Below are 17,462 nucleotides of genomic sequence, written 5' to 3'. Positions count from 1 at the left end.
TTCCGTCCGGGCTCCCGCATGCGGCAGGTCGGTGCAGATCAGAGGCTGATGGCCCAGGCGAGCGCGTCGGCGCCCTCCTCGGCGGTGATGTCGTCGCCCTTGAGGTACGCGCCGTACATCGCGTTGGCCCTACGGGCTACGTCGGCGGCGGTGGCGCGGGGGCGGTCGCTGTCCCACGCGCCGTACGCGCACAGCTCGAAGGCGGCGTGACGGGCCTTGGACTGCCGAGCCTTGGCGCGGCGTACCTCGCGGCGCCGGCGGTTCAGTTCCTGGCGGCGGGATTCCTCGGCGGTGGTCTGCTGAGCAGTGGTCATGGCTGATCTCCTGGAGAGGCGGGAGGTTCAGGCGACGCGCTGTTCTTCGGGGTAGGCGCAGGGCACGCACATGCCGAGCGAGGCCGGGATGACGTATCCGGCGTCGGTGGAGCACTGGGGGCAGGTGCGGCGGGCGAGCATCGCCAGAGCGAGCGCACCCCACTTGCGCGAGGTCATCGGCCGGACGGGTTGCGCCAGGTCGACGCGGTACAGGTACGCCACCAGCGGCTCACGCCGGAACCGGGGCCGCAGGAGCTGCGCGGCGATCGGCTGGCCGCCCGGCCGCAGGCCCTCGGCCCGGAGCTGGCGGCGGGTCGCCAGGCCCTCGGGGGCCAGGCGCCACGGGTAGGTCGGTATCCCGAAACGGGCACCGTCCGGGTCGAAGCACTTGGTGAACGTCAGCGGCGCCATCAGGCTGCCTCGGGCTCGGCACGCTCGGCCCTGAGCGCATCACGCAGCGTCCGGCCGTTGGCGGACGACGTACGAACCGCCTTGCGGATCCTCTCCGCGGTCAACTCGACGTCGGGCCAGTCGGCCGTGACCGACCGGGCCTCGGCGAGAAGCTCCTCCGGGGTGCGAGTCGGTCGGGGCGTACGGGCCGACTGCGGTACCCGACCGGTCGCCCGACGCGGAGCGGACTCCGTAGCCGCGACTGCCTTCGCCGGAGTCGACCGGGGAAGCCCGACCGTCTCGGCTACCGGCACCGCCTCAACCGGTCCGGCTGACTCGATGGCCGGCGCCGGGTCCGCCAACTCCGAAGAGGGCAGTTCGGCGACCACGGTCGGGGGCTTGGCGGTCGACTCGTGCTGGTCAGACCCCAACCGATTTACGGTGAACTCAGGCGTTCCATCCTGGTTTGCGGGTCCGGTGAACATGGCGGCGAGGGCCGCATCCGCGCCGCTGGTCAGCCGGTCGCGCTGGACGTCCAGGAGCCTGGCACCCAGCGACGCATCACCGAGCCCGACCCTCCGAGCCAACCGCCACGATGTCCGGTCGGACCACTTCCGCACCCAACCCGACGGATGATTCGCGGCACGACCCCGGTGGTAGGCCAGGGCACGCACCACGGCGGCCGCCTTGGCTTCGGCCTCGGCGTCACGGCCGTCCTGGTGGACCACGATCCGCCGGGCCAAGAACGCCATGCCCTCGGCCGACACACACATGCCCATCGGCGTCACGGCATAGATCACGGTGCGGCCCGGGTCATCGGCGGCCATCGCGGCCATCACCGACGCGGCGGCGGGCAGGGCCCACAAGCCGACCCGGATGATCCCCGGGGAGGACTGCCCCAGCATCGTCAGCCCGAGCAGCACCAGAGCCAGAACGGCGGTTGCACCCTCACCGGCCGCCACCGCTCCCAGCGCCGTACCTGAGCCGTAGGCACGGCTGATGTTGCTGAACGTGCCCCACCCGCCAGCGGCGCCGGTGGCCACCATGGGCACGAACGCTGCCGTCAGGACGATCCTCTGCACCTTGGTCAGCGACCTGCGGGCTGTCATCACGCCGCCTCACCACCGGTGCCGCGGCGGCCGTCCCGACGGCCGTTGACCGTACGCATCTCCGGGACGGTCAACCGCTGTGCGATGCGCCAGCCTCCGCCGCGCTGCTTGGGCCCGGTACATCTGCTCATCCGCACGGCGCAGCAGCGTGGAGAGCTCCCCGGCGCCGGCGCGGTAGTAAGCGGCGCCGATCGACGTTTGCACCTCGACCGAGCGGCCGTCGAACGGCACCGGCCGGTCCAGGCGAGCGGTGAGCATGTGCAGGTCTGCGCGCAGCTTGTCGATGCCGTAGCCCGGGATAACAGCGGCGAACTCGTCCCCGCCCAGGCGCCCGGCTACGCCGGCGTGCTCCTCGGCCCACCGGCCCAGACGCTGCCCGGTCGCGCGGATGACCGCGTCTCCGGCCGCGTGGCCGAGGGTGTCGTTGATCTCCTTGAACCGGTTGAGGTCCAAGACGAGCACGGCGAGCTGGCGCCTCCGGGCGAGGCTCTTGCGCGCACGGTCTTCGAACGGATCCCGCGTCCACAGGCCGGTGAGCGGGTCGCGGCGGGCCGTCTCGATCCGGCGCCGCATCCACAGGCTGTGAACCGACCAGCCGGACGCGAGCGGTAAGGCGGCGGACAGGGCGGTCAGGGTGTGGCTCATGCCGCGGCCCCCTTGCCGCCCTTGTGCGAGGGACGACGACCGGCCGGCCGTCGCACGAGCGGGGCGATGTTGAACAGCTCCGGGGCGTTGGCCTCGATCACCTGGGCAGCGACCCGGCTCACGTCGTCGGGCAGGTCGGGGAATTCGGCGAGGATGTCGCGGGCCGCGTCCAGGCGGGCCGCGCGCTCTTCCTCGCTCTCCCCCTCCACCCCGAGCCAGAGGTCCAGTGGGGTGCCGAGAGCCAGTTCGATGAACTCGTTGACGCTGACGGCCTCCTGGCCGCCGATGTACGTACGCATCGTCGTTCTCCTGAAGTCGAAGGGATGCCGAGGCGGTCGCGGTCTTTGGCGAGAGGCGACCAGCCCCGGGAATGAAGCCCGAATCTCACGGCTCCCCGCACCCCTGCCCATGGGGCGCGAACGCGCCGTACGGGCAGGAGAGGCAACCGGCCGCAGCGATGGAGAACTGCGGAGGGTGTGAAGGCCTCGCGAAGCAGTACCGGACGTGATGCCGGGCCGCTTCGCGAGGCAGTTCAGAGGTGACGCATGGGGCGCGGCTGGCCGTACCGGTCCAGCACGGGCAGCGCCCACGTAGGTCGTAGAAACACAGCAACCTCCCGACCGGAGGGGCGAGGCTTCACCGGCGCACCGTTGCCACGGCATGCCGGTCCCGAGCCTGAGAGTCGGGTGCGCCATCGTCACTGCTCTGGCGCCAGCAGGGCGGCGCGTACCGGGTGGCACCCCGAGGGGTGTTCTCCAGAGCCAGCACGCGGAAAAAGTGGCCGCCGGCGACGTCCCGTCGCCCTGGGGACGGGGATCACGCCCCGTCTCGTCTCACTTGGCACGCTGTTGAGTTCTCAAGGAACGAGTGCTTCCTTCAGACCCCCTTTCGAGGGCCCTCCGGGCACGGCAAGTAGGGCTCGATCGCGCTTGCCTGCACGGCAATTGCGGCCGATCAGGTCGGGCTTCCGGAGAAGCTCAACTCTGCCTCAGAGTGCACTGTGAGGCAGAGTTACGCAAGTGCTTCTCCGCGGAAGAGCAGGGCGGGTCCTAGCTCTCCCTGTGCCACTTGGGCACACTGAGGCAGTGACTGCGAAGAGACATGAGGTGCAGATGGTCGAGTGGACCGGCAAGCCCGCCTATCAGCAGGTGGCCGAGCAGCTGCGGCGGAGGATCGCGGCCGGAGAGTTCGCGGAGTCTCGCAAACTGCCGTCCCTGGCGGACCTCCAGGCGACGTACGGCGTCACCGTGACCGTGGCTCGCGACGCCATCCGCCAACTCAAGACGGACGGCCTCGCCGTAAGCCACCAGGGCAAGGGGGCGTTCCTGACCGCCGAAGCCTCCGAGGCCGCCAAGCTGGCCGGCCCCGAGGCCGCCATCGCGGAGCTTCGTGAGCAGGTCGCGCGGCTCCAGGGTGAGGTCACCGACCTCCGCGAGCGGGTTGCGGAGCTGGAGCAGAAGTAGCGCCTGCCCCACACCACCCCGGGCGTCACCGCCGCGGCGCGCGTCGGAATCACGATCAGCTGCCATTGCCACAATCTGCCCCCTTCGGTCGGATCGAATGGAGGGCCCCGACCTGCGCCGCTAGGCTGTCGCCGCCCTCTGCATCCTTTGTAGACCCGGCATTTGATGGACCGACAGATCTGCTATGTGGCCGCCATCGGGCGGCCACATAGGCCGCATGAGGGGGGACGAGTGGGGCAGCGACCGAACGATCTGACACCGCATGCAAGCCCTCAGCACTACCTCGGCGCCGAGATGCGCGCCTGGCGCACGCAGCGGGGCTTATCACTGGGCAAGCTCAGCCGATCGATCCTGTTCAACACCAGCTACATGGCACGAGTGGAGCGCGGCGGGCAGGCCGCATCCGCCGATCTCGTCCGGGCGTACGACGACGCGCTCGGCGCGAGCGGCTCGCTCGTCCGGCTCCACGCAACGATCCTCGAAGGGATCAGCGTTGAGGCCCTCCCCACAGGGGATGTGGCTAATCGAGGGCCCCATGTGGCCAACGGCTCTGTGGCCCTGGCTGGGCAAGCGGAGCCTCAGGCACCGTCGGAGGAGGGGATGTCCATCCCCGTACGTTCCGATGACGGAAGGATCATCTTCGTGTCCCTGTCTCGAAGGGCTCTGATCGGCGCACTCGGCGCTGGTGCCGCGATCGCTGCAACCTCCGACCTTTCAGCAGCAGCGAGCCCCGCCCCACGATCCGATCTCATCGCCTCAGGGGCCGACCCGATCGAGCTGCTCCAGGCAACGCGACGGGTGCTGATCGACAACGACAACCTGTTCGGTCCCCATCGGGTGATACCGACGGTCCAGCAGCAGATCGCCGCCATCAAGGAACTCCGCGCGGATCGCCGCGGCACCGACCGCCGGCAACTGCTCCAGCTGCAGACCCAGTACTCCGAGCTGTGCGGCTGGCTTTACCAGGACCTCGGGGACTTCCGTGCCGCCCAGCACTGGATGCGAGAGGCCCTGGAGGCCTCCCACATGGCGGGCGACGACGAACTGACCACGTACATCCTGGCGCGCCGCAGCCAGCTGGCCGGCGACATGAAGGATCCGATCGAAGCCGTCGACGTCGCCGAGGCCGCGGAGGACCGCGCGGCGCCGAGGAGTCGCCTCGCCGCGGTGGCCGCTACGTACGGAGCCCACGGTCACGCTCTGCGGAAAGACCCGCTCACGGCGCAGCGGGCGTACGAACACGCGCGGGAGCTGCACGCCTCGATGGATCCGGACCCCAGCTCACCGTGGGGTGTCTGGCTCGACGGCGCGTACATAGACGTGCAGCGAGCTCACAGCCTCGCTGCCCTCGGGGACCACCACGGAGCAGCTGCCGGCTTCCGGAACGCCATCAGCCGACTGCCCGCCGGCTTCCACCGAGACCGCGGGGTCTACCTGGGGCGGGAGGCCGTCTCACTGGCCCACGCAGGCGAGGCCGAACAGGCAGCCTCCATCGGACTCCAGGCCCTGGCCATCGCGAAGGAGACCGGGTCCGACCGCATCTCGCGCGAGTTGGCCCAGCTCGACGGCGCACTTGATCAATGGCGTACGGTCCCTGGCGTGAGCGACTTCAAGGACGCTCTGACCGAGGCAGTACTGCGCCAGGCCTGAACAGGCTCCCTCCGCCCTGACCAGCACATGAAGGAGACCCGATGCCCCGCCCGTACGTCCTCCTGAGCGTGGCCACATCCGTGGACGGCTACATCGACGACACCAGCACCGAACGCCTGCTCCTGAGCAACAGCGAGGACTTCGACCGGGTGGACCAGGTGCGCGCCGAGTCGGACGCCATCCTGATCGGCGCCGGCACGATGCGGTCCGACAACCCCCGGCTCCTGGTGAACAGCGAGGAGCGGCGCGCGGCGCGGGTCGCCGCAGGAAAGCCCGCCTACCCCTTGAAGGTCACCATCTCCGCGAGCGGAGACCTGGAGGCCGACCTGAAGTTCTGGCACCACGGCGGCGAGAAGCTCGCCTACACCACGGACGCGGGCGAGGAGAAGCTCCGCGAACGGCTCGCCGGCCTGGCGGACGTCGTCTCCACCGGCCCGGCCATCGACTTCGGCGCCCTGCTGGACGACCTCGGAGCCCGCGGCATAGAGCGGCTGATGGTGGAGGGCGGCGGCCAGATCCACACCGCTTTCCTCTCGCAGGGCCTGGCGGACGAGATTCACCTCGCCATCGCCCCGCTGGTCGTCGGCGACCTGGGCGCCCCCCGCTTCCTGAACCCCGCCACCTACCCCGGAGGCTCCACCCGCCGCATGCAGCTCGCCGAGGCCAGCACGATCGGCGACGTGGTCCTTCTCCGCTACCTGCCTAAGCAGGAGGGCTCCGCATGACGCACGCCGACGATGTGACCTGGATGGAGAGGGCCATCGAACTCTCCCGCAAGTGCCCGCCGGCCGAAGGCGCCTTCTCCGTCGGCGCCATCATCGTGGGCGTCGACGGCACGGAGCTCGCCAACGGCTACTCCCGCGAGACGGACGCCCACGTCCACGCGGAGGAATCCGCCCTGGCCAAGCTCCCACAAGACGACCCGCGCCTGGCCGGCGCCACGCTCTACAGCACGCTGGAACCCTGCTCGGAGCGAAAGTCTCGTCCCCTCACGTGCACCCAACTGATCCTCCGCTCTCCCATCCGCCGCGTGGTCATCGCCTGGCGAGAGCCGAGCCTCTTGGTGGCTGACTGCATCGGTGTTGAACTACTCGAAGCGGAAGGCGTCACCGTCTCGGATCTGCCTGAGCTGGCTACTCTGGCGCGCGCAGTAAACGATCACCTGCTGAGGTAAGGACGTCGGATAATTACCCGAATGGGCGAGTGCCTCTTGGGCAATGAGGGCAATCCAAAACATTCATCGGATTGAAGTGCAAGCAATCCGGACAGCTCCACACAGGGGCGAGAAGGGAAACGGATTCGTCCCTAGTTGCCTGCCACCGAATCGTCCCATCTTCGTCAGCGGAAGCTGAATCGATCAGATCTCGGAAAACCGTGGACTCGGCCCCCCTCATACGGGCATAGCTGACTGCCCCTGCCCTTACAGAAGGATCCACCGATGCGAGCGCTTGCGCAGCAGCATCCCACTCGCTCACGCTACTAGCACACCAGGCAATGGTGGCCAATTTCCGCCTGTGTGGCGTAGCGGTATGCATGATTTCTGCGAGGCCGTCAACCGACCGCACATCACCAAGTTTGGCGAGAGTCATACAGGAGACGCGAGCTATCCAATCGGAGGACGCATGCCGCAGACAGGAAACCAGGGCGTCGAGTGACGCGAGTTCAGCGACTCCGGGTTCCGGAATCGACTCACCCATGGAAGTAAACAGAAAACTGTAATCACGGGCCTGAACCTGCTCGTCTACATCCAGGATCAATTGCGCCTGATAAGCACACAGTCCTGGATCAATGCAAAAGACCTGAGTGAGTGCAGCAAACCACCCTGCCAACATAGTGGCATCATCGCGAGTAGCATCCCGATAATCTCCCACTCCAACGTCAGCCACATTGATCAACTCAAGAAGGGCGACCAAATCAGGCATGCGCCAGCGTCGGTCCTTTTGGGAGTGCAGTTCGATCACGTCGGGTGAGTATCCCATCTCAGCAATGGGTTCGAGTATTCGACTCCAGAAATCATCCCCTTCAAACAACTCCACCAGGTGCGCAATCGCACGCGACCACGCTTGCGTCATGTCCACTCCGGCAGCCTGAAGCGGCCCGATGAAGCGTTGATACTGAGAAACCGAAGACCTCTCCGCGACCACTTTAAGATGAGGAAGAACATCGCCCCCAAGGATCTCCAGATACGGCAACGCCATCAGTCCAACTTCACGATGCCCGGAAAGCAGCAGATCCCTGTCCGCGCCAACGGAATACGTCCGGCGCGATATTTGCACTCCGCTTTGTTTGGCAGGCTCAAGTGGCATGGTCAACAATGACCGGACTGAAGCCACCTGCTCCTGACTTGGTGGGGCCTTGTCGTAATGCGCATCAGTAAGAGACGTTAGGGAACTCAGGACAGCGGATCTATATGCGTCCAGTCGCAGCGAAGTGAACGATGCGTCTCGAAATTCGCGTGTATGGACCGACATTCCTATCTGAGCCAAAGAGGCGATGAGAAGCCAACCGAACCCATCCACCTTTAGTTGACTAGCGATTCGACTTCGCGCGATGTTCCCAACAACCATGCGGCCTTTTTTGGGCTCTGCGGAATGATTGCGCGAAGCAGGCGGCCGAGCCTCACCATAGGTCCTACATAGTTCCGCAATCAGTTTCTCCATACGGATGTCCGAAAGCGACGGCTCCTCTTTTTCTGACTGCAGCAGCCACAGAATCCCCCGGTCTCTTGCTTCGAGATCAGATTGCCGTAGGGACACGTCCATCAGGATTTCCGTGACCCCTGAAGAGAGACCTGCCGCGAGAATCAAGGCCTCCTTCATTTCTTCGTCCAGGATGGCGCGCTCGACCCACTGCTCAACCTCTTCAGCGTTCCTCTGGGATACCCAGATCGCTTCAGCTATTTCCGTAAACTGCCTACTCCGCGCTTCTGTCGCCGCCCCTCCGTCGATCGACACAAATACACCGACATGTTCGTCCCAGAACCACCTGATGTCCTGAGAAAGAACTTCGGCCTCCCCCACGGAGCAATCCCACCGGGTGGTGAGCATCAGCTTCAAGGCGGCCTCTACTTCACCGGAATCGACAGAGCTTGCAGCGTTAATCGCGTGACCGATAGCAGCGAACCCGTCGAGTAGATGCGGCGCTTTAAGCGAATCGCCCCACCCTCCCGGCGGCTGAATACTGAGGCGCTTCAGTTCCCATTTTCGAACGCTATCTTGCACAACAGAGTGCAGAATTTTCGCCCTGCTCGATGGCAGGTAACTCTCATTTCGTGAGGCCGTCAACAAAGTAAGCATCGTCGCCAGTAGGGGAACGCTCCAAATCTCGTGATTCTTCTCCTTAGATTCTTCAATATTTCTAACTTTCTCCCTCAGCCATTTTTCCTGCGCGTCTGCCGGGATACGAACGGCAGCAATGGCCGCCAGGAGGGATTTCATGTTCTTTTCAAGGAAGTACGGCTCACACAGGCGCACCTCCGGCAGCATCAATTTCTTGGCAGCCGGTATCGCGCTATCCCTACCCACTACAACAACGGAGGTGTCTTTGTGGAGCCGATCCAGTAGCAGCTTAATCCCGTTCGAGACGACCCCGGAAAGGGACCGACACTCGTCAAGACCATCAAGCACAAGGAGTGCATCACCCCTCCGGGCGTGACGCATAACCGCACTATGCAGAGACTCCCGAGACGATACATCTGCGCCCGCTATTCCGATCTCCACCAGAAGTTCTAGCGTTACCTCTGAGGGATCTGAAACTCGCTCAGCAACACGCTTGAGTGGAACGAATAGAGGGACTGGCGCATCAGCATGCTTAGCCCATTCGGCTACGATTTGGCGCCCGGCTGTGGATTTACCGGATCCCGGCAATCCCACCAGAAGAATCCTCCGCCATCGTCGACATACGCCGAGCAGAGACACCTTCTCCCGCGAACTACTTCCCAATTCAGGAACGGCGACCTTGTAGGAATACCCCAATCCCTCGACTTCCAGAATGGGAAGATCTTCCGCGAGAAGAGAGTAGTGAAGCTTATCCGCCTGATCTCGCCAGCTGAGCAAGTACTGTTCGAGATTGAGATTTTGCGCTGCCAGCCGGGGTCCCGGCGGCCCAGTGGGGTTGGGTTCGGCAACCAGCCCGCCGGCCTGAAGCCACTCGACCCAGTTTTCCAAGTTGCTGCCCTGCCCTGAAGCAGCGCTCCTCTGGAAGTTGCTTTGAAGGACCTTTACAGCTACCACGCCGAACCCATGAGCGACAATCACGCTATCTAGCAGGGCGACAGCGTTCTCGAAGTAATTATCGCCGGGGGCTTCGCATGCACCTTCGATGCAAAATGCGGATCTTAGCAGCCTATCGATATTCACTTCGGTCATATCGGCAGGTATCAGATTCCGAACGGCAGTGAGGGCAGTGGACATCTGAGATGTAGCCTGTCGAGGAAACTCAGAGCGCAGATTATCCAGAGCCTCCTTGAGGTGCTTGACCGGGCCTTTCGAGTTGCGCACAATCAATCCCACTCGGTCTGATGGCCCGAGAGATTCGAGTTGCCCTACCCATTGACTCACCGTTGCCGCTAGATGCCTGTCGTTCCCGCAGCTTCTTTTGGCTTGAAGAACTGCGTAAGTACCATCCGAAAAATTGCAACGAATGTCATCGACTGCGTCAGGCGTCTCGAACTGCAGAGAAGTGACGAGGGGGCCAGATCCATCGCTCCCAAAGAAGGGAAGTGGTAGCCCACGGAGTCCGTACGCAGCCAGCAGAGTCGCGAAGCCGCTGCGATGAAGGCTTCCGGCTTCGTTGGCCCGTCCCCCATGGGTGCTCATCGATGCTTCGTCCCTCCGTCGGCGTGCCCGTGCTGCCTAAGTCTCCTCCTCTGGCACGGCGAGAGGCGAGTCTTCTTCGCAACGGACTCGGGGGAAGCAGCAGCCACGTGTCAGAAGCTGCCGTCGCTGCCCTTACAAGGGGCTGGCCAGTTCGATGCACATTCGGACTGAGAAGGAGGGGAGGGCCTCATCGCGGACTCGGGACGCCCGCTCCGTATGCCGTGCAAGGCCCAAGCACCGCTGGTCCGCCAGCTCGTGAACTCGAGCTACGTGTGAGTAGCGTGTCGCGTCCCGCGACAACATGGACTCACTCTGTGTACTAGCAGCTCAGGGGCCTGCTAGGTGGGACAAGTGGTTGCCCTCCGGAGCCGTGTGCGCAGGTTCGAATCCTGCCGGGGGCACTCCTGCTGGACCAGCGTGAAACACCCGCTGACCTGCACGAGTGCCAAGCATGAAGACCTGGACCCAGTCCCACTGAGTCCAGGTCTTTGTCGTTGTTACGCACTGATCGCGATAGACCTGCGATAGAGCGCCTTGCACCTTGCGAGCACCACCCGGCCAGCCCCGCAGGCGATCACCTCGGACACCTGACGACACGCCAACACCCCCTCTACGATGTGGCCTTCCTAGAGTCAGGGAGCGGCTCCATGCCATCCATGCCCGTGCTGCTGGCGGCCAACCAAGGCCTCACGGACTTAGAAGTCATCTCATTTGGTCAGTCTGTGGTAGCAGATGAGGGTGCAGGCGATGCTGGTGAAGGCAAGGAAGTGGTCGGCTTTGCGTTCGTAGCGGCGGTGGAGTCGGCGGCAGCCGGCGAGCCAGGCCATGGTCCGTTCTTTGGTCCAGCGGTGGCGGCCCAGTCGCTGTGAGGACTCGATGCCCTTGCGGGCGATGCGGTGTGTGATGCCGCGCTGACGTAACCATTTCCGCAGGTGGGCGTAGTCGTAGCCCTTGTCAGCGTGGCGTTTGCCGGGCTTGCGCCGACGGCGTCCGCGGCGAGAGCGGATGGGCGGGATGCCGCGTACGAGGGGTTCGAGTGCCTGGCTGTCGTGGAGGTTCGCCCCTGAGATTCCGACGGACAGGGGCAGACCGGTCCGCTCGGTGATCAAGTGGATCTTCGATCCGAACTTGCCCCTGTCGACAGGATTCGGACCCGTTAGGTCCCCCTTTTCAGGGCCCGCATGTTGACGGAGTCGATCGCGCAGCGGGACCAGTCCAGCTCGCCGCGGGCGCCGAGCTCGTCGAGGACCAGGCGGTGGAGCTTGGCCCACACCCGGGCCTTGCTCCACTCGGAGAAGCGCCGGTGGGCTGTCGCCCCCGACGGCCCGAACGATGCCGCAGGCAGCTGCTGCCAGTCCGGCACCCACCCGCTGGAACAGCTCCCACAACTCATCCGGCACCAGCCGCTCAACAATCCCCGCCACAACCGACAGCCTACCCAATCACCCAAATGAGATGACTTCTTAGCGACCGTCCCGCGGAGATCGGGGTCCAGCTAGGACTTGTCCGGTCGGCCAAGGAAAACCCGTCGATGGGGACGCTCGATGTCCGTAACGACGACGGAGATCTCCTCGCCAGCCTCGAAGGCCTCCGGCGGACCGGCCGCAGGCCTGCCATGGATCCCTCGGCAGGGGACCAACCCGACGACCCCGTCCCCAAGGTCGACAAAGACACCGAACGGGAAAACCCTGTCGACCACCCCAAGGAGTTCCTGACCCACAGCGGTCCGGTTGGCGAAGGCCTGGAAGGGGTCGGGCTCAAGAGCCCGCAAGGACAGCCTGGCCTCTGCGTTGTAGGTGTCGAACTGGAGGAACTCGCACGAGACACGCTGCCCGATCTGGACAACATCGGTAGGAGTGTCGATGTGCCGCCATGAAAGTTCAGGAATGGTGATGAACCCGACGCCAGGCAGTGTCGGATGGTCGGGGCCGCTATCCAGGGCAACGAAGACCCCGAACCGTTCGATCGCCGCGACGGCACCGGACAGGATCTCGCCGCGGTGCAGTGACTCCAGGAACGCCCAGAGTTCCGGGCTCTCAGACTGCCAATCCATGCTGGCCACCCTGGCATACGGCCTAGTCGATCGCCCTGTCTCGAAAGGTTTGGAAGGCGGGCCAACTGTTCGGGGCGTCCTCCGTGAGCAGGTCACCAGTGGAGCAGTCGAAAGGACGGCAGCCGAGCGCCTGGGAGATGCGGAAGATCAGGGGCAGCACGTCGTCCTCCCCGCCCCGGACGTGGAGCATGACCGACTCGACGGGGTCGTTCTCGCCTATGCCGAGGTCGATCACCCAGGTCGGCCCGAGCACCTCTCCCCAGTTGGGATCGGTGAGGTCGACCTCGCTCACGGCTGACCGGAGTGCCTGGTGGATCTCGGACCGGTTTCCGATGGGAGGTGGCTCGTGATCGGAGGGAAGGTCGTCGATCGACGATAGGTCCGCAGGCAGCGGCAGAAGAAGAACGTCCCAGCTCATAGGCGGAGGCTACTTGCCAGGGCGGTAACAAGGCTTGCTCTGCGTTCAGCACCGGTCGGCCGGCCCGACGTGAGCTCTTCTGCTTCGCGGTCGGGTTGTGAGCCCAGCGGCCGGGTTGGACGGTGCCGCGTCTGGCGCGGGTCCTGAGTACGGGCCAGCGGTTCGGCTTCTTGATCGCGCGTGGGCAGTCGCGATTACGCCGGGCCGGGAGGAGGCGTGCACGTGCCTCCCGCCTGGCCTCGGTGATGGACCGGGTGAGCTTGGCGACGGTCGCTCCCAGCTGGGACCGGATGCTGCGGCGGATTATGCGGACGCACTTCAGGTAGGAGACACGGTCGGCGTCCACCGCCGGGCGGGCGAGCGCGGCTGTGTGGGCGAACCGGCGGATCGCGTGGTGGATGGCGAGGTAGGCCCATAGTTCCTGCCGGACGCCCTCGGGCGTGCGCGACCTGATCGGTCCGCCGGGGCCGAGGTGGTTCTTGATCTCGTCGAAGGCAAGTTCGCTCTCCCAGCGTCCCTGGCAGAGCGCGACCAGCTCGGCGGCCGGGTACTGCTCGGGGTCCAGCAGTCTCGTGCCGAGGTCTTGTCGGCCTTGGCGAAGGTGATGACGCGGTAGATCACGTGACGGGGCAGCGTCCGGCCTTCCCTCGCGGCTCGGAGTCGGACGTCCTTTCCCTGTCGCGCCATCGACAGATACGAGCCGTCCGGAAGTTCTTCCTGGGCGGTGCCGAGGTGGTTGGACTGGAGCCTCACCAACAGATCCGCCCCCGCCACGGTGAAGGCGTGAGCGAACTCGACCGACCAGAAGCCGCGGTCGGCGATGACCAGGTCTCCGGGGCCGGTGGAGCCGGCCAGCGGGTAGGCGAGGCTGCGCTCGCCGTCGCGGTAGCCGCCGAGGTGGGCATCGATGACTCCGTGCGTTCCGATCTCGGCCAGTACCACCGCTCTGACCTGGGGAACCCGAAGGGGACACAGCCGGTGGTGGAGGGGCCGTCGAAGGTGTCGCCGTTGCTCGTCGAATCCGGAAGATCGAACTGGGTCCCATCCAAGGCCAGGAGCCGCAGCCCTCGCCACCACGCGCCCGGCGTGTCCGGGGTGGCGAGCGGACCGGGCACCTGCCGGAACACGGTCTCCAGCACGTTCTCCCCGAGCCGAGCGCGAGCCCGGCACAGCGACGACCGGTTCACCCGCGCGACGACCCGAGTGCCCGGAATGCCGCTGGTCAGCAGCCGCAGCACCTCCTCGTACGACTCCCGGGCGAACAGGCACAGGGCCAGGACGAAGTACACGACCATCCGAGCTGGCAGGAGGCGACGGCGCCGCTCGGCACGGTCATGCTTGGCTATCGCCGCGTCCACCAACTCGGCGGTGAACATCTTCGTCAGGATCCCGATCCGCACCCGCTGGCCCGCGCCCCACCCCGTCACATGCGGGGCAACGATCTCCGCAGCTCAAAAGCAAGGCGCTCGGACCGCCCCTCTTCAGTCGGCGAGGTCGTGCCACGCTCTGCTGAGGCAAGAAGGCGCCGACGCGCACGAGCTGGGAGGAAACAGCATGCCGGGGTGGACGGGAGGCTCCTCCACCCTTACCCGGCCGCGGTGAGCGCCGCGGCCAGCGCACGGGCGCTCGCCGGGACATCGTGGGCCGGTTCGCCGTACAGGGGGTGGGCCTGGTCCAGGGTGGGCATGAGGCTCGGTGCGCGGTCGGCGGGGGCGCGGTCTAGGAGCGTGGTGCCGGTCTCGGCTTCCTGGGTGGGGGCGTAGCCGGCCGCGCGGAGGGCTGACAGCGTCTCCTCCGGTGGTGCTGTGGAGATCAGGACGGTGGGGGCGATCCGGCGCAGGCGGAGCTTGGTCAGGCCGCGGGCCTGGGCCACCTCGGCGATCAGTGCGGTGTCGTCCGAGCGGATGCAGCAAGCGGAGCGGACGACCTTGAGCTGCCCGTGGGTGCGGGCGGTGTCCTTGATCGTGTAGGCCAGTGGCTGGGGCAGTGGGGTGTTGCGTTCGCTTGCCGCCGTGAGCCGGTCGAGGAGTTCGTCGGCGCTCCAACCCGCGTCCAGGGCACGGCGTACGGAAGTCGCGGTGATCCTCCAGACCACCGCGTGCCCCTCGGACTCGATGTCGCCGACGCTGGAGAGCAGATCGGCGAGGGCGGGCGCGGGCGCGCCGGTGACGGTGGCGGTCAGGTCGCTCTGGAAGCGGGCGGTGACGCTGGGCTCGGGCAGGGCTGTGTGCAGGGCTTCGCGAAGGGTGGTGACCGCCCGGGCCAGTGCGGGGCGGTGGGTGAGGTCCTCGCCCAGGCCCTCGGAGCCGCGAGCGGCCGGGTCGGCGCCCGCTCCGGGCACGGCCGGGTAGTGGTGGGTGGCGCCCGCCTCCAGCAGGCCGCACAGGGCCCGCCCGACGGGGGTGAGCGCGCCGTGGGCGACCACGCCGAGCAGGGCGGCCTCCTGCAGGGTGGCGGCCAGCCGGTCGAGGAGTTCGTCCGCCCCGGTCAGTGTTCCGGCTTCGTCTCCGGCCAGGTGGCCTCGCAGGGCCGGCTGGAACCACGCGGCGAGGACCAGGAGTTCGGCGTATCCCAGCGCGCCGCCGGTCAGCCCGTGGCCGTCGGGGAGGGTGGCGAGAGCCCGCAGTACCCCGGTCCGCAGGGTCACCGCGTCCTCGTCGCTCGGGCTGATGAGCGCGACCGGGGTCTCGTCGGGGTCCGGCCAGTGGCTGAGGATTTCGGGGACCACGGCCCAGGCTGCCAGCAGCGGCAGCAGCTTGCCCGCGGGCGGGGCCGCCGCCCAGGCGTCGTAGCGGTCGCTGGGCAGCAGGCGGGCGGAGGGCCGGGGCGGCTGGGGGCCCCGGCGGCGGCCCCGGGCGGCGGGGGCCGGCTCGTCGTCCTGGGGCGCGGCGAGCCCGGCGTTCACGGCGAGGTCGAGCCACAGCCGGGTGTCGGCCTCGTCCGCCCCGGCCGCCTTGGCAAGCCGCCGGGTGTCCCGTACGGCGATCCCGCCCGCCTTGCGGATCGCGACCGGCTGGGCGGCCAGCGCCCGCAGGACCAGTTCGGCCCGCCACGCGGCCGCCGCGGCGGCCGTGCCGCCCTCGCCTTCCCACCCGGATGGCAGCGGCGCGGTGGCGGTGAGCGGCTCCGGTTCCAGGCGCGGGCAGGGCGCCGTGCCCTCGTCGCGCAGCGCACGCGCCACTTCGTACGGAAGCTCCACCAGGTCGGGCCCGACGGGGACCATGAGCCCGCGCGCGGCCAACCAGTCGGTGCCCTCGTCGCCGCTGCCGGCCTCCCGGAAGACGTACTTGGAGTCCGGGCCCGCGTACTGGCCCCCGTACCGGCTGACGAAGCAGTGCGTGCGCAGCAGGGGCGGGCCGGGCACCAGGTGGTCCAGCAGCTCCCGGGCTCGGGCCGGGGCGTCCGCCACCAGTGCCCGCACCCTGGCGGGATCGGCGAACAGGGCGGTGATCAGCTCCTGGGCCTGGTCGCGGGTACGGGCCGCGCCCTCGCCGAAGAGGTTCGCGGCAATCCGCTTGACCTCGGGGGCGTTGTAGGCGGAGGTCAGCAGCCAGGTGGCGGTGCGCCCGTAGCCGTCGAACCCGGCGGCCCGGACATGCAGCAGCGGCGGCAGCGCCAGTTTCCCCTTGGGGGCGGGGAGCAACAGCGCGCGCTCCCGCAGTCGGCCGAGCGTGTGCTCCGCCCGCCGCCGCTCCTCCCCCGCCTCGAACCAGGCCAGTACGTCCCGCTCGGCGACCAGCCGGTCCGCGGGCTCCACCGGCGCCACGGGCCGGTGCTGCTGCCAGGGATACCGGGGGCCACCCTCGGCATCGCCGCCGCCGGCAGGGCCGTGCCGCTCCAGAGCCAGCGCGGCGATGGAGGCCAGCAGCGCCAACTCCCCTGCCGTTCCTGCCATCAGGCCGTGGGCGACCGACTCGTCGGTGAGCAGGTGCTGGGCGAGCTCGGGGAGGGTGGTGACCCGCCGGTGCTCGGCGGCGAGCGGCAGATCCCGCTCTTCCAACAGGGCGGTCAGTCGCTCGGAATCCAGGGTGCCGAGCCATTTCGCCAGGGCGGTGCGCGCGTTCACCCGGCCAGCCTAGCGTCGGCCGACCATCCCGCAGGGGCGAACCAGCCGCATCGCTTCAGGCCGCCCCCCTCAGCGCCGGCGCAGGCGCCCGCCCGCGGGCCGTCACCTTTGCCCGTCTTTGCCCGTCGCGCGCCTGGAGTACGTCGAGCAGACTTCCCGCGAGCCGGTGGGTCCCGGCCGGTACGGGAAGGACGTCGGGGTCGTCGGGAAGGTGCTCCGCGTCCAGCTGGACCAGGTCGGTCCGGTTCCGGCCTGCCGGATCATCACGGTGGTCTGGCAGGTGCCGTCCGGGGTGGTCTCCCGGAGTCGCCGGCGTCCGTGCGCTCCTGACGTCCCGGTGGCGGACTCGTGGGAGAGGGTCACGCCTCGGGCTATTTCGTTCCGCCCCTGGGCGAGGGCGTCGACGTCGTATTGCTTCGGCCGCTCCTTCAGCCATCTCCGCAGCCAGTCGTCGATCTGGGCTCCGGTTCCGACGTGATCGAGTCCGCTGGTGGCGACCATGACGTAGTGGCGGGTGTCCAAGTAGTGCGGTTCCTT

General features: G+C 67.1%; 15 protein-coding genes and 2 pseudogenes. 4 read left to right on the top strand and 13 right to left on the bottom strand.

Features of this window, described 5'->3' with window-relative positions:
• Positions 1-38: 38 nt before the first annotated feature.
• Genes IF88_RS0106230 through IF88_RS0106210 form a run of 5 tightly spaced genes read right to left on the bottom strand, consistent with a single transcriptional unit; the run spans position 39 to position 2,757 of the window.
• Positions 39-314: a hypothetical protein gene (locus IF88_RS0106230; protein WP_030708094.1), complete on the bottom strand. Its 276-nt coding sequence runs from the start codon at positions 312-314 to the stop codon at positions 39-41.
• A 27-nt stretch (positions 315-341) separates the two neighbouring features.
• Positions 342-725 carry an RRQRL motif-containing zinc-binding protein gene (locus tag IF88_RS0106225; RefSeq protein WP_030708092.1) on the bottom strand — a complete coding sequence of 128 codons (384 nt, stop codon included), beginning with the start codon at positions 723-725 and terminating at the stop codon, positions 342-344.
• Positions 725-1,813, bottom strand: coding sequence for a hypothetical protein (locus IF88_RS0106220; protein ID WP_037805556.1), 1,089 nt, complete (start codon positions 1,811-1,813; stop codon positions 725-727). Before IF88_RS0106220 ends, IF88_RS0106225 begins: the two co-directional genes overlap by 1 nt.
• 9 nt (positions 1,814-1,822) lie before the next feature.
• Positions 1,823-2,458 (bottom strand): GGDEF domain-containing protein, encoded by a 636-nt coding sequence (locus tag IF88_RS0106215; protein ID WP_324617185.1) that lies wholly within the window; start codon positions 2,456-2,458, stop codon positions 1,823-1,825.
• Positions 2,455-2,757 carry a hypothetical protein gene (locus tag IF88_RS0106210; protein ID WP_030708088.1) on the bottom strand — a complete coding sequence of 101 codons (303 nt, stop codon included), beginning with the start codon at positions 2,755-2,757 and terminating at the stop codon, positions 2,455-2,457. The genes IF88_RS0106215 and IF88_RS0106210 overlap by 4 nt, the downstream gene beginning before the upstream one ends.
• A gap of 786 nt (positions 2,758-3,543) precedes the next feature.
• Between IF88_RS0106210 and IF88_RS41975 the strand changes: the two genes are divergently transcribed.
• From IF88_RS41975 to IF88_RS49300, 4 genes are all read left to right on the top strand, one after another.
• A complete protein-coding gene (locus IF88_RS41975; protein ID WP_158754300.1) occupies positions 3,544-3,921 on the top strand; it encodes a winged helix-turn-helix domain-containing protein in 378 nt (125 codons plus the stop codon).
• Positions 3,922-4,086: 165 nt separating this feature from the next.
• A complete protein-coding gene (locus tag IF88_RS43215; RefSeq protein ID WP_078892741.1) occupies positions 4,087-5,571 on the top strand; it encodes a helix-turn-helix domain-containing protein in 1,485 nt (494 codons plus the stop codon).
• A 41-nt stretch (positions 5,572-5,612) separates the two neighbouring features.
• Positions 5,613-6,296, top strand: coding sequence for a RibD family protein (locus tag IF88_RS49305; RefSeq protein WP_030708085.1), 684 nt, complete (start codon positions 5,613-5,615; stop codon positions 6,294-6,296).
• A complete protein-coding gene (locus IF88_RS49300) occupies positions 6,293-6,745 on the top strand; it encodes a dCMP deaminase (RefSeq protein ID WP_030708083.1) in 453 nt (150 codons plus the stop codon). The genes IF88_RS49305 and IF88_RS49300 overlap by 4 nt, the downstream gene beginning before the upstream one ends.
• A gap of 13 nt (positions 6,746-6,758) precedes the next feature.
• Here the strand turns inward: IF88_RS49300 and IF88_RS43210 are convergent, their stop codons facing one another.
• The 8 genes and pseudogenes from IF88_RS43210 to IF88_RS0106145 form a co-directional block, all read right to left on the bottom strand.
• The gene (locus IF88_RS43210; protein WP_158754298.1) at positions 6,759-9,938 is read right to left on the bottom strand and encodes an ATP-binding protein; all 3,180 of its coding nucleotides are present in this window, start codon (positions 9,936-9,938) and stop codon (positions 6,759-6,761) included.
• Positions 9,939-11,095: 1,157 nt separating this feature from the next.
• Positions 11,096-11,742, bottom strand: a pseudogene (locus tag IF88_RS0106180) (IS5 family transposase); the annotation flags it as partial.
• 141 nt (positions 11,743-11,883) lie between these two features.
• Positions 11,884-12,441, bottom strand: a complete 558-nt coding sequence (locus tag IF88_RS0106170; protein WP_030708080.1) for a S1 RNA-binding domain-containing protein — start codon at positions 12,439-12,441, stop codon at positions 11,884-11,886.
• A gap of 22 nt (positions 12,442-12,463) precedes the next feature.
• Positions 12,464-12,733: a hypothetical protein gene (locus IF88_RS0106165; protein ID WP_234323449.1), complete on the bottom strand. Its 270-nt coding sequence runs from the start codon at positions 12,731-12,733 to the stop codon at positions 12,464-12,466.
• A 535-nt stretch (positions 12,734-13,268) separates the two neighbouring features.
• Positions 13,269-13,664 (bottom strand): annotated as a pseudogene (locus tag IF88_RS49555) (transposase); the annotation flags it as partial.
• Positions 13,609-14,286: a transposase domain-containing protein gene (locus tag IF88_RS41965; protein ID WP_051836531.1), complete on the bottom strand. Its 678-nt coding sequence runs from the start codon at positions 14,284-14,286 to the stop codon at positions 13,609-13,611. The gene IF88_RS41965 and the pseudogene IF88_RS49555, both read right to left, overlap by 56 nt.
• A gap of 158 nt (positions 14,287-14,444) precedes the next feature.
• Complete coding sequence (locus IF88_RS45260; protein ID WP_051836529.1) at positions 14,445-16,925, bottom strand: helicase-associated domain-containing protein; 2,481 nt, start codon at positions 16,923-16,925, stop codon at positions 14,445-14,447.
• 102 nt (positions 16,926-17,027) lie between these two features.
• A complete protein-coding gene (locus IF88_RS0106145; protein WP_030708074.1) occupies positions 17,028-17,447 on the bottom strand; it encodes a hypothetical protein in 420 nt (139 codons plus the stop codon).
• Between the last annotated feature and the right edge of the window lie 15 nt (positions 17,448-17,462).

The sequence above is a fragment of the Streptomyces sp. NRRL F-2580 genome (assembly GCF_000720115.1).
Classification (GTDB): Bacteria; Actinomycetota; Actinomycetes; order Streptomycetales; family Streptomycetaceae; genus Streptomyces.
Note: the sequence above shows the minus strand (reverse complement) of the source record. Positions and strands in the feature narration are given on the sequence as shown.

Coding starts and splice junctions, on each gene's coding strand:
- IF88_RS49300 (WP_030708083.1), top strand. CDS start 6,293: ATGACGCACGCCGACGATGTGACCTGGATGGAGAGGGCCATCGAACTC.
- IF88_RS0106225 (WP_030708092.1), bottom strand. CDS start 725: ATGGCGCCGCTGACGTTCACCAAGTGCTTCGACCCGGACGGTGCCCGT.
- IF88_RS0106210 (WP_030708088.1), bottom strand. CDS start 2,757: ATGCGTACGTACATCGGCGGCCAGGAGGCCGTCAGCGTCAACGAGTTC.
- IF88_RS0106215 (WP_324617185.1), bottom strand. CDS start 2,458: ATGAGCCACACCCTGACCGCCCTGTCCGCCGCCTTACCGCTCGCGTCC.
- IF88_RS43215 (WP_078892741.1), top strand. CDS start 4,087: ATGGACCGACAGATCTGCTATGTGGCCGCCATCGGGCGGCCACATAGG.
- IF88_RS0106230 (WP_030708094.1), bottom strand. CDS start 314: ATGACCACTGCTCAGCAGACCACCGCCGAGGAATCCCGCCGCCAGGAA.
- IF88_RS43210 (WP_158754298.1), bottom strand. CDS start 9,938: ATGACCGAAGTGAATATCGATAGGCTGCTAAGATCCGCATTTTGCATC.
- IF88_RS0106220 (WP_037805556.1), bottom strand. CDS start 1,813: ATGACAGCCCGCAGGTCGCTGACCAAGGTGCAGAGGATCGTCCTGACG.
- IF88_RS0106170 (WP_030708080.1), bottom strand. CDS start 12,441: ATGGATTGGCAGTCTGAGAGCCCGGAACTCTGGGCGTTCCTGGAGTCA.
- IF88_RS49305 (WP_030708085.1), top strand. CDS start 5,613: ATGCCCCGCCCGTACGTCCTCCTGAGCGTGGCCACATCCGTGGACGGC.